This is a genomic window from Bacteroidota bacterium (assembly GCA_016720935.1).
Lineage (GTDB): Bacteria > Bacteroidota > Bacteroidia > AKYH767-A > 2013-40CM-41-45 > JADKJP01.
In genome coordinates this window covers 549338-561498 of record JADKJP010000007.1, presented here as the reverse complement: position 1 = coordinate 561498, position 12161 = coordinate 549338, and the positions used below count along the sequence as shown (strand labels likewise).

The following is a 12161-nucleotide window of genomic DNA, read 5'->3' as shown; positions in this document are numbered from 1 at the left end:
TGCTTAAAATAATTCGTAAATTTACCTCATTCTTACAAGGATTATGCAAATCGTTTTTCTCATCACCGGAATTGTTATTGGGGCTATCCTCATGTGGTTTTATTCAAAGAATAAGGGCCATGCGGAGCAGGAGGCATTGAATCTCCGGATCAATGAATTGGACAAGGAGCGTTCTGTTCTTGCCGACAGGGTGGAGCAGACCCTTTTACAAACTGAAAATGCCCGTAAACAGAATGAAAAAGAAAGACAGGAATATGTTCAGCTGAATGCCCTGCTTGCACAACAGGAAACAACGAATAAAAATCTTCAGGAAAAGTTAATGTTGCAAAAGGAAGAGTTGGAAAGCCTTCAGCAACGTTTTACAAAGGAATTTGAAAATCTCGCCAATAAAATTTTGGATGAAAAAAGTCAGAAGTTTACAGAGCAAAATAAAACCCAGTTGGACATCATTCTCAATCCACTGAAAGATAAAATCAGAGACTTTGAACAAAAGGTTGATAATGCTTACAAAGCGGAGTCTGCGGAAAGAAATTCATTGAAAGGAGAAATCAAAAGTCTGGTTGAATTAAATAAACAGATCAGTGAAGAAGCGAATAACCTGGTGAAGGCGTTGAAGGGCGACACCAAAAAGCAAGGCAATTGGGGTGAACTTATCCTGGAGAAAATCCTGGAGCGTTCAGGATTGATCAAAGATGAAGAGTACAAAATGCAGGTTAGTGCTCAGAATGAAATTGGAAACAGAATTCAGCCGGATGCTGTCATCTATCTTCCCGACAGCAAACACATCATCGTTGATTCAAAAGTTTCGCTTGTGGCCTACGAAGCCATGGTGAATGCGCCGGATGAGGAGATACGTGAACAATCATTGCGTGAACATGTATTAAGTGTCAGAAGTCATATCAAAGGTCTTAGTGAAAAAAGTTATCAGAGCTCTGCTGATTTTACGTCACCTGATTTTGTGCTTTTATTTATGCCTATTGAATCCTCTTTTGGAATGGCTGTACAGGCGGATAATGAATTGTTCAATTTTGCATGGGACAGGAAAATTGTCATTGTGAGTCCTTCTACTTTGCTTGCGACCTTGCGCACAATTTCTTCTATCTGGAAACAGGAAAGACAGACCCGTAACGCGATGGAAATTGCCCGTCAGGGCGGTGCTCTGTATGATAAGTTCAAAAATTTTGTTGACGATCTGATCGAAGTTGGTAAAAAGATGGATGGCGCGAAAACAAGTTATTCGGAAGCCATGAATAAATTGTCAACCGGAAACGGAAATATTGTTAAGCGAATCGAAGATCTCCGGAAACTGGGAGCAAAAGCAACAAAGGAACTTCCTCCTTCACTGGTTGAACGCGCGGAGGAAAATATACAGTCCTGATATGTTCCGGAACTATTTTTATTTTTTTCTGTTTTTCCTGCTTACCGGATGTTTCGGTACGCGTGAGCTGAGCAATGAAAACCTGAGTTCCGTTTATAGGAATTCAGAACAGGTTTTTCATCCTGAAATAAATGTATTTCATTCCTCAGACACCCTTTCCAGAATTTCAATAAAGCTGTTGCCTTCCGAGTTTTTGTTTGTCCGTCAGCCGGATGATCAATTCAAGGCGTCTCTGAAAATACAGGCTCGTCTGATGGAATCATACGAGTCTTCAATTGTGCTGGATACGCTTACCCTTCAGTACTCCTTCGACATGATGGAGAAATCGGGTCCACGCCTGGTTGAATTTGATTTTAACGTGCATCAGAAAGGAAGTCATCTGCTCAATCTGATATTTACCGATAATAATAAAAATTACAGCGAAGAATTTTTTGTCAATTTTGATAATACGGATTCTCTTGGAAGACAAAGTTTCAGGGTGACCGACCTCAGGGATAATTTAATTTTCAGGAATTATTTGTATCAGAGCGATACAGTTCGCTTGCATTGCAGGAATCCCGGAATTAAAAAACTTTGGTGCAAATTTTATCACCGTGATTTTATTCTGGCTCCACCGCCATACAGCTTTGATGTGAGAGAGGAATTTAACTATCACGCTGATAGTTTGTTTATGGTGGATCTGTCTGATACACATGGACTGAACCTTGCAAAAGAGGGTTTCTATCATTTTGCTCCGGATACGAATTCATCAGTGGGTTTAACGCTATTCCGTTTCAATGGAGGTTTTCCCGAAATCACCACTGCCATGCAGATGTATCAGGCGATGCGTTACTTAACGACCAAAAGAGAATTCGAAGACATTGGCAATAAGCCCAATTTGAAAAGTGCCATGGATGCATTCTGGCTGGACCGCGGAGGGAATGCGGAAAGGTCCCGTCAGCTTATAAAAAAGTACTATACGCGTGTGAAAGAGGCAAATCGCTATTTTACCTCTTTTACTGAGGGATGGCGAACCGACAGAGGAATGCTCTATATTATCTTCGGCAGTCCGAATACGATTTATCGTGGAGCATTGAGTGAAAGCTGGATCTATGGTACTCCAAACAGCAATCTCTCCCTGAATTTCTTTTTTGTACGAGTCAATAATCCATTTACTGATAACGATTTTACATTGTCACGATCACCAACCTATGAAAGCAGTTGGTATCGTGCAGTGGAAGTATGGCGTCAGGGCCGGGCTTACAACAGCATGAATTAATACCGGTACACAATCATTAGAAACAATATGAAGAATTTTTCATTCAAAGATAAAAACCCGAATGCCGATCGTGAAGATGACCAGATGATCTACGGTTTAAGACCGGTCATGGAAGCCGTTAAAGCAGGGAAAGAGATCGACAGAATTTTTATCGGTCGCACAGCGAAAGGGGAGTTGATGCAGGAGTTAAAAAATCTGCTTCGTGAAGAGAATATTCCATGGACGGAGGTTCCTGAAGACAAACTCAACCGCTTCACACGGAAGAATCACCAGGATGTTGTTTGTTTTATTTCCGCGATCTCTTATCATTCACTCGGACAATTGTTGCCCTCAATCTTTGAAAAAGGAGAAACACCTTTTCTGCTTGTTCTGGACAGGATCACAGATGTCCGTAACTTTGGAGCGATTGCCCGTACGGCAGAATGCGCGGGAGTTCACGCGATTGTAATTCCTTCCAGAGGTGCGGCGCAGGTAACTTCGGATGCGATCAGAACTTCAGCAGGCGCACTAAACAGGATTCCTGTTTGCAGGGAAAGTAATCTGAAAAATACAGTGACGTATTTGCAACAAAGTGGAGTACTGGTAGTAGCCGCGACAGAGAAAGGAAAAGAATACCATTTTCAGAACGATCTCAATGGTCCGCTTGCCGTAGTCATGGGTTCGGAAGAAGATGGCGTTTCTCCTGAACTCATTCGCATTTGCGACAAGTTGCTGCGAATTCCCATGATCGGAACAATTTCTTCATTGAATGTGTCTGTGGCTTGTGGAATTATGCTCTACGAAGCCATCCGCCAAAGGATTGTTGCCGAAGGAATGACGACTAAAACCAATTGAGCTGATTGACACAATGCCGGGAAAGTGGACTGACAATTTTTTTCGTAAGGATGAAAATCTCCTCATCGCGTGTATTCTGATTTTTGCCGCGATCATCCGATTGTATGCCTGTCATGAATTGTCATTGTCGAATGATGAATTGAGTGCCTTAACCAGAGCTAAAGCAAATTCATTCCATGATCTCATTGTAAATGGTGTTTATATAGATTATCACCCTGCAGGAGTGGAGTTGTTTATTTATTACTGGCTCAAAATATTTGGCGAATCGGCGTTTTTATTTCGACTTCCATTTATCCTCACAGGTATAGGATCAGTCTGGTTGATATATATTCTTGGGAAAAGATGGTTCTCGACATTTACAGGTTTATTGGCTGCAGCAATATTCGCTGGTACAAAATTTTGCATCCTTTATTCAATGTATGCAAGGTTGTATAGTCCGGGTTTGTTTTTCTCCTTGCTTACAACTCTTGTCTGGACCAATATTGTTTTTCCAGAGTCTGAAAACAAGGAAAAAGAAATAAGAAGGAGTCAATGGGTTTGGTTGGTAATACTGATGTCTGTTTGCACACACATTCATTATTTTTCTTTTGTATTTGTTGCCGGGCTCGGATTGACAGGCTTGTTTTTCATCAGCAGGAATAATCGTTTGCCTTACCTGATTTCCGGCATGGTTGTACTTGCCTTGTTCACTCCTGAATGGCAAATATTTTTGGAGCAAATGAAAACAGGAGATATTGGAGGTTGGTTGGCTCCACCTGAAAAATCGTTCTTATTGGATTTTGTCCATCAGCTTTTGAATAAATCGGCACTTCTTAGTTTTATCGTAGCAATCCTGGTAGTACCCGGTCTCTTTTTCCTGGTGAAGTCAAAAAGATGGAACAAGTTCCACACGATATCTTTAGCTTGGGTATTGTTTTCTTTCTTTATTGCCTATGGATATTCTGTATTGCGAGGCCCTGTTTTGCAATATTCAACTTTGTTTTTTGTTCTCCCTTTCTCACTTTTCCTTATTGCTTCAGCTATTCAGAAGATTGTTATTCAAAAACTACGGTCAGCCTTCATTTTACTGATGCTCTTGGGTACATGCTGGAGTACAATTGTAGAGGCAAAATTATTTACACGTCCAACCTATGGTCTCTTTCGGGAACCGGCTCAGGATCTTCAAAGATGGATAAATTTGTATGGAAAAGAACAGGTTCCATGCGTTGTAAATGCCATCAATACGGATTATATGCGATATTATTTCAGGCAATTGAATTTTGATCCATGGCTGGCGGCAGAGAAAGTGAATTCCGGCGAAAAATTTTCGACGTTGGCAAATATTCTGGATACAATTCAATCGGACTATTTTGCATTTACATGGAGCAATTGCGAAAATATTTTTGAAGTAAATAAATTGATTCAGGATAAATACCCGTATTTGGTTGAAAAGGAAATCTATTTTAATTCCGCTGCTTATTTGTATAGTAGAAAAAATGGTTCCGGAGAGTCCTCAACAATTTTTCAATCCTGTTGTGATTTTGATTCACTGGACTGTGTTGGATCAGTATTGAAAACGACAGGGGAATTTAAATTTAGCGGGACAAAATCTGCCCACATTGATTCTTCGGATATGTATGCATTTACCTTCCAGAAAAATGGCATAGATATTCCCGGTTCAGGATACCGATGGATGAATTGTAAATTCAGGTTTTTCAGCCAACAAGGACCACTTTCCGCATTGGTCGTGATGGAAGTTAACAGAAACAAAGAGAATGTCTCTTATTTTACTTCTAATATCGGAGAGTTTGATGTAGAATCAGGCAAATGGAATAAAGTCACTTTTTCCCGATTGCTCCCCGGGGATCTTCAGCAGGATGATGAAATAAAAATGTACATCTGGAACAAAGACCGGCAAAGTTTCTTTGTGGATGATTTTTGTATTTCTGTCGACAATGGAGATGACCCTTATCTTGAATAAAAGATACTTTATTTAATCTTCGGCAACCGCGCCTCCTTTGTACAGCTGTGTTCTGTATTTTAAAGAAGGGGATGAGATGAACTTACCAAGTCCGAGTTTGCTCCAAACTTCATCGACCCGTTTGATCGTTTGAGCATCAGATGCGAGGATGTTCGGCCAGTCGCGTTGAAAGCCATCGTGTTCCTTTGTCTTTCTTGTCCCGTCGAATGCGACATGAGAAGGGTGCATTGCTGAATCAGATTCAACGACAAAGGAATCTCTTTTCGGATCAACATTGTTTGCGAATCGCCATACACTATCCGCTATATCACGAATGTCAATGGTGTGTTCAAGAAAAATAACAACTTTGATGTTGCTGAACTCCGGCAATTGAAATACACTCTTGCTTAATTCTTTGATTTGATTTTTTCTGTTTTTCTCTATTGAAATAAACACAAGTGAAACTCCCATGCTCAGGAGCTTGTCATTGATGTCTCTGATTTCCGGGAAAAGTAACTTCAGTTTTTCAAGATGAATATGCTCTGAATTCAATGAACCCTGAATTTGCATTTCGGATTGTCTTCCGGACATTTCCTCCGAAGTTTTTTTGGTTGCATCCAGTCCAATTTTTCCTCCAAATGCCATCACACTGCAACTGTGGTCCAATACGTCAACCGGGCCTTGGGTGAAGTAAGTGTCGTATTGCGGATCAAAATTCTCACTCACATATTTGGCGACTGCGGCTGAATCATGAATATTTACATCGCCATCCACGACAACCATCATTTTTGTAAACATCATTTGTCCGGCACCCCAGAGACTATGCATCACTTTTGAAGCCTGTCCGGGGAATTCCTTATTGATCTTAACGATCACAAGGTTGTGAAACACTCCTTCCACAGGCATTACCATATCGGTGATTTCAGGTACCATTGTCATTTTGATCGGCACCAGAAAAATGCGTTCGGTAGCTTTTCCTATCCATGCATCTTCCTGGGGAGGAATACCAACTATGGTTGCAGGATAAACAGCGTTTTTACGATGTGTTATCGCGGTGATGTGAAAACGCGGGTAATAATCTGCCAGAGAATAATATCCTGTATGATCGCCAAATGGTCCTTCCAGAATGAATTCTTCAGAAGGGTCAACATAACCTTCTATAATAATATCCGCGTCAGCCGGCACCTGAACGTCCTGCGTAAGGCATTGCACCAGCTCAACTTTTTTCTTTCTTAAAAAACCGGCAAGCATGTATTCATCCACACCATCCGGAAGTGGGGCGGTTGCCGCATAAGTATAAGCAGGATCGCCACCAAGTGCGACAGCAACCGGCATTTTTTCTCCTCGTTTTTTGTATTCATTAAAATGTCGTGCACTCACTTTGTGTCTGTGCCAGTGCATGCCTGTCATTGTTGGAGTGAACACCTGCATCCGGTACAATCCAACATTGCGAATGCCGGTAAGTGGATCTTTCGTATGTATGATTGGCAGTGTTAAAAAAGGGCCACCATCTTCCGGCCAGCATTTGAGAACGGGAAACTTAGTAATATCCGGATCTTTAATCACCACTTCCTGGCATTCGCCTTTTCCGCTGATAACCTTTGGCATCCAGCCGGCGATACTTCCCAGTGTGGGGAGCATTTTCAGTTTGTCAAGAATACTTTCCTTTGGCGATGTGAGCTGTTTGAAAAGCGCCTCCATGTCTTTGGCGATGTCATCCAGATGATTCACGCCAAGAGCCATGGCCATTCTTTTCTCAGTTCCCATCGCATTGATTAGCACGGGAAAAGCAGTTCCGGTATTTTCAAATAACAAGGCAGGGCCGTTGTGTTTTGAAACCCTGTCAGTAATTTCACTGATTTCAAGAACAGGGTCAACAAATTCTTTGATTCGGATCAATTCACCTGCTGCTTCCAGCTTTTGAATCCATTCTTGTGTGTTTCGATACATGGGATGGTTGAAAATCGATTGCAATTTACAAAGAATACTGTCAATGCATTTTATCAGGGCGCCCTTAAGGCATCAATGCAATCATCATCAGTTGAATAACACTGTTGATCCGGAAAAGTTTTAATTGAAGAATGAATCAGAAAATTAAATTCCCGGTCATTTCGGCTCTTGCCATTTCTCTCAGGCGCGGTATGTCTTCTTCCTTCATCCCAATGGTAGAAATGGGTTCGCTCCAGATACATTCCATTGTCCCCGGTGAAAGAGCGAAAGGATGTTTTGGTGAAAGTAAACGATCTGAATTCCTGATCGTCATCACTGCCAGAGGCACCTGAGCCGCGATAGCCAGACGAAAAGCACCATCATGAAAAGGTAAAAGCGGTTCGGGCCCTGCGTTACGTGTACCTTCAGGACATAAAAAAACGCTGATATTTTCTTTTATTGAGTTCAGCATGTTTTCCATGCTTTTTACTCTGGCGGATTTATTCTTCCTGTCCACACTGATATAGAGTTTACGGATGATGTATCCCATCAAAGGAATTTTCATCAACTCTGCTTTTGCAAGAAAACGAAAGGTGTTTTCGCAAGCGATCGCGTAGGCAGGTACATCCAGTAAAGATCTGTGATTCGCAGCAAATACATAGGTTGTGTCAGGATCAATTCTTTCTCCATGAATAATTTTGACACGAATGCCAAATGCCGGAAAAAGGAACTTAGCCCAATTGCGGGAGATGTAACGATGAGCCAGATGAGGTGCTTTTTGCTTTGATGCAAAGGTGAAAACCAATACGTAAGCAATGCTTGTAATTATAAGGGAAAGTCCGAATACAAGGAGTGCAAAAAAGCCAAAAAGATTGCGAAGGAGGATTCGGAGCATATTAGGGGATTGCCTCTGCAAACATAAAAATCTTTTTGCTTAATACATTATTTCTCAGGGATTCAGTGCTTACTGGTCAAAAGGAGATTAATATTATTTGCACATTGTCCAGGAACATTGGAATTTGAACAGAGCAACTCAAGGACTTGTACTATTTCATGTTTTGTGTGAAATGTGCAATGCTGATGTCAGAACAGGAGATAAACCTTAGTTTGATTATTGATAAGACAGCTCAGGATAATAACAATTCTCCTTGTCAATCCTGTCTTTTTTATTTTACTTTGATACTCATCTACCAGGAAAATTTCATGAAAAAAATTCTATCCATTATTGCAGCCGGTGTACTTTTCATCGGTGTAAATTCCTTTGCGGCTCATCCAATTCCTGATCCGCATAAGCTCCTGTTGAAGTCAGGAAACATTGTTACCGCTAATGATTTCAATTCCAAAATTTCTCAGGCAATTTCTTCTTCGGATGTTTTTGCCGGAAGATATTACAGAATAGTTCAGTTCAATGTGATGCCGGATGCTCTTCAAAAAAAGCAGATGGAATCATCCGGATTGCATTTTATCAGTTACATCCCGAATCAGGCATTTGTAATTTCTTTTCCTCAGTCTTACAATTTGAATTTACTCTCAGCTTACAATGTGCGAACTCTGGTAAGTATTACATCAGAGATGAAACTGGCCCGTTCACTTGCTGAACACAATTATCCTGCTTATGCAAAATCCGCTGATGGAAAAATTGACTTGGTTGTCCAGTATTTCAAAGACATTAATCCTGCTGATGTTGCAATTCAATTTCAACGTAGCGAGATAAAGGTTGTCGCCAATTATCCGTCAAATGCACAAATGCATATTCGTGTAGCTGAAAATTTTGTAGATCAGCTTGCGACGCTGACTTTTATCAAATGGATTTCCCCGGTAGCTCCTCCATCAACACCTGATGATACAAAAGGCCGGAGTTTGCACCGTGCAAACATGATCAATGCCGATTATCCGGGAGGCAGACATTACGATGGAGCAGGAGTGAGTATTTCACTTGCAGATGACGGAGAAGTCGGTCCTCATATTGATTTCCAGGGACGTCTCACCAATCTCCTCACTACTGGAGCCGGCGGAACACATGGTGACATGACTTCCGGAATCGCTGCCGGAGCAGGTAACCTGGATCCAACCAAACGTGGAATGGGTTCCGGTGCACACCTGTATGTGCATGATGTGGGTGCCGGTCCGGATGGTTATGATCATGTGTATAACGCACCATTGTATTTTACACAATATGGTATTGTAATTACTTCGACAAGTTACAGCCAGGGTTGCAATGATTATGATTTATATTCAAGTACCGGAGATCAGATTGTTCATGACAACCCACAGTTTTCTTTGGTGTTTTCTGCCGGAAATAATTCATCAGCGGATTGCGGGTATGGTGCCGGCCCTCCATGGGGAACAATTACAGGAGGATTCAAGCAAGGAAAAAATGTTATTGCCTGCGCAAATCTGGATGCCTATGAAGTCCTCGACAATTCAAGCAGCCAGGGACCTTCTGCGGATGGACGCGTGAAGCCCGATATTTCATCCAATGGAAAAGATCAGATGTCTACTGACGAAGGAAATACATACCAGGTTGGTGGTGGAACCAGTGCGGCATGCCCCGGAATTGCAGGGATCTGTTCAGAACTTTACCAGGCTTACCGTGAAATTACCGGTGATCCAAATCCGGAATCTCCACTCATTAAAGGTGTTTTGCTGAATTCCGCGGAAGACATCGGAAATCCCGGTCCTGATTTTACCTACGGTTGGGGTCGTGTCAATGCTCTGCGAGCTTTGCAAACACTGGAAGAACATCGTTATGTGTTGGATTCTGTCGATCAGGGATCAGCAAATGCTTTCGATATCCTGGTGCCAGCCGGAGTGGATCAGGTAAGAATGATGGTGTATTGGCTCGATCCGGAAGGTGATCCTGTTGGAACAACGGCTCTGGTAAATGATCTTGACATGACAGTGGTAACACCTGCAAGCGCTATCGTTTCTCCATGGATTCTTGATCCAAGCCCGAGTGCAGTTGCCTTATCTGCAAATGCTATTCAGGGTGCTGATCATTTAAACAATGTAGAACAAGTAACGATTAACACACCTGCTTCAGGAACATATACCGTGAATGTTGCAGGCACGAATGTTCCTTTTGGTCCGCAAAAATATTACATCGTTTGGGAGTTCCGTACTGACGAAATTACGCTTACCTATCCCAATGGTGGAGAAGGTTTCGTTCCTAATGAAACTGAATTGTTGCGTTGGGATGCTTATGGAAATACATCAACCTTCAATCTGGAATACACTTCCGACAATGGAAGCACCTGGAATCCTATCAATCCAAGTGTTGCAGCTAGTATCAGACAATACGAATGGACTATTCCTTCCAATTTAAGTGATCGTGTGAAAGTACGTGTGACCCGCTCAGGAATCAGCGATGTGTCTGACGCGAATCTTGCTATTCTCAATCTCCCATCCAATCTGACTATTGATTATGCTTGTCTGGATACATTGCAAATAAGCTGGACATCTGCGACCGGAGCAAGTGCATATGAAGTAAGCATGCTCGGAACTGAGTACATGGATTCCATCGCAACGACTGCTTCAACAAGCATTGCAATTCCTGTTTCACAGGCAGTGGATACATGGTTTAGTGTGAGAACAATTGGAGCAAATTCCGGAAAAGGTCGCAGGGCAATTGCAATTCACAAAGCTCCGGGTTTACAGAATTGTTCTTTTGCTTCCGATCTGGCTTTGTTGAATTCCATTAATCCAACTCCCGGAAATTTATTCGGATGTCAAAACCTGAGTGCGGTACCAGTGAGTTTGAATTTGAGAAATGATGGAGTGAATACAGTGACAAGCTTTGATATTTCTTATACTTTGAATGGAGGTACTCCTGTTACTGAGACATACAATGGATTGTTGGTTCATGGCGCATCGATGACCTATACGTTCTCTACCACCGCTGATCTTTCAACTCCGGGCCCGAATTTGCTTGAAGTTTCAATCGTTTATACGGGTGATCAAAATCCTACGAATGATGCTTTGACAATTCAGGTTAATACAGGCGCAACGGCAGCGATTCCTGTTGCTGAGAACTTTCAGCAAAGTTTTCCTCCGGCCGACTGGTCAATCGTTAGTTCGGGAACAACTTATTTCTGGGATGTGAAAACAGGAATCACAGGCAGTGATGGAAATCTTACCAGTGCTGCCTGGTTCAACAATTTCTCTTACAGCAATTCAGGTGCGGAAGATTATCTCGTCACGATGCTTGCTGATTTTCATGGCGCTGGCGCACCAAGAATGACTTTCGATGTCGCTTATTCTGTGTACTCAGGATTTGAAGATGGTTTGCGTGTCGATGTTTCCGGCGATTGCGGTGCTACATTTGTCCCAACTTCCTACCTCAAAATTGGTGCAGTGCTGGCAACAGCTCCGGCTGCCAATCTTTCATTCCAGCCTTCTCAGGCAAGTGACTGGAGAAATGATACTGTGGATTTAGCCTCAATGGCGAACTCTTATGCTTTGATTCGTTTTGCAAACATAAATGATTATGGAAATAATCTTTATATCGATAATGTCAACATCGAAAATGATAACATTGCCGGAGTTGGTTCCGCTGTACAGATCCCTGTGATCTCTGTTTTCCCGAATCCAGCATCTGCTCAGGTGAATGTGAATATCAAAAATCTTGCGTCAAGAAAACTTACTTTGACCCTGATGGACAGTCAGGGCAGGGAAGTGCTTATCAGAAGCTTTGAAAAAACTAATGACGTATTCACTCAAATGCTGGATGTAGGTAAATGCACAAAGGGTATTTATATGCTGCGCATAGCCGGAGACGAAAAAGTTTACAACTTACGACTGGCAATACTTTGATAGGAAATATA

Annotated in this window: 7 protein-coding genes; 5 read left to right on the top strand and 2 right to left on the bottom strand. The window is 42.0% G+C overall.

Annotation, left to right across the window (positions count from 1 at the left end; genetic code table 11):
• The first annotated feature begins 43 nt into the window (after positions 1–43).
• The 4 genes from rmuC to IPP86_16495 are packed head-to-tail and all read left to right on the top strand — an operon-like array spanning position 44 to position 5430.
• Positions 44–1378, top strand: a complete 1335-nt coding sequence (rmuC, locus tag IPP86_16510) for a DNA recombination protein RmuC (GenBank protein ID MBL0140103.1) — start codon at positions 44–46, stop codon at positions 1376–1378.
• A gap of 1 nt (position 1379) precedes the next feature.
• Positions 1380–2636, top strand: coding sequence for a GWxTD domain-containing protein (locus IPP86_16505; GenBank protein ID MBL0140102.1), 1257 nt, complete (start codon positions 1380–1382; stop codon positions 2634–2636).
• Positions 2637–2663: 27 nt separating this feature from the next.
• Positions 2664–3470, top strand: a complete 807-nt coding sequence (gene rlmB / locus IPP86_16500) for a 23S rRNA (guanosine(2251)-2'-O)-methyltransferase RlmB (GenBank protein ID MBL0140101.1) — start codon at positions 2664–2666, stop codon at positions 3468–3470.
• Between the two features lie 13 nt (positions 3471–3483).
• The gene (locus IPP86_16495; GenBank protein ID MBL0140100.1) at positions 3484–5430 is read left to right on the top strand and encodes a glycosyltransferase family 39 protein; all 1947 of its coding nucleotides are present in this window, start codon (positions 3484–3486) and stop codon (positions 5428–5430) included.
• A gap of 12 nt (positions 5431–5442) precedes the next feature.
• On the opposite strand, the gene IPP86_16490 is transcribed toward IPP86_16495, so the two are convergent.
• Positions 5443–7359 (bottom strand): menaquinone biosynthesis decarboxylase, encoded by a 1917-nt coding sequence (locus IPP86_16490; protein MBL0140099.1) that lies wholly within the window; start codon positions 7357–7359, stop codon positions 5443–5445.
• Between the two features lie 136 nt (positions 7360–7495).
• Entirely contained in the window at positions 7496–8233 is a 738-nt protein-coding gene (locus IPP86_16485; protein ID MBL0140098.1) for a 1-acyl-sn-glycerol-3-phosphate acyltransferase, read from the bottom strand.
• Positions 8234–8541: 308 nt separating this feature from the next.
• Between IPP86_16485 and IPP86_16480 the strand changes: the two genes are divergently transcribed.
• Positions 8542–12150 carry a S8 family peptidase gene (locus IPP86_16480; protein MBL0140097.1) on the top strand — a complete coding sequence of 1203 codons (3609 nt, stop codon included), beginning with the start codon at positions 8542–8544 and terminating at the stop codon, positions 12148–12150.
• Positions 12151–12161 lie beyond the last annotated feature (11 nt).

Bases quoted from the DNA above. Each gene is read 5' to 3' on its own strand.
- rmuC (MBL0140103.1), top strand. From the start codon at position 44: ATGCAAATCGTTTTTCTCATCACCGGAATTGTTATTGGGGCTATCCTC.
- IPP86_16490 (MBL0140099.1), bottom strand. From the start codon at position 7,359: ATGTATCGAAACACACAAGAATGGATTCAAAAGCTGGAAGCAGCAGGT.
- IPP86_16480 (MBL0140097.1), top strand. From the start codon at position 8,542: ATGAAAAAAATTCTATCCATTATTGCAGCCGGTGTACTTTTCATCGGT.
- rlmB (MBL0140101.1), top strand. From the start codon at position 2,664: ATGAAGAATTTTTCATTCAAAGATAAAAACCCGAATGCCGATCGTGAA.
- IPP86_16495 (MBL0140100.1), top strand. From the start codon at position 3,484: ATGCCGGGAAAGTGGACTGACAATTTTTTTCGTAAGGATGAAAATCTC.
- IPP86_16505 (MBL0140102.1), top strand. From the start codon at position 1,380: ATGTTCCGGAACTATTTTTATTTTTTTCTGTTTTTCCTGCTTACCGGA.
- IPP86_16485 (MBL0140098.1), bottom strand. From the start codon at position 8,233: ATGCTCCGAATCCTCCTTCGCAATCTTTTTGGCTTTTTTGCACTCCTT.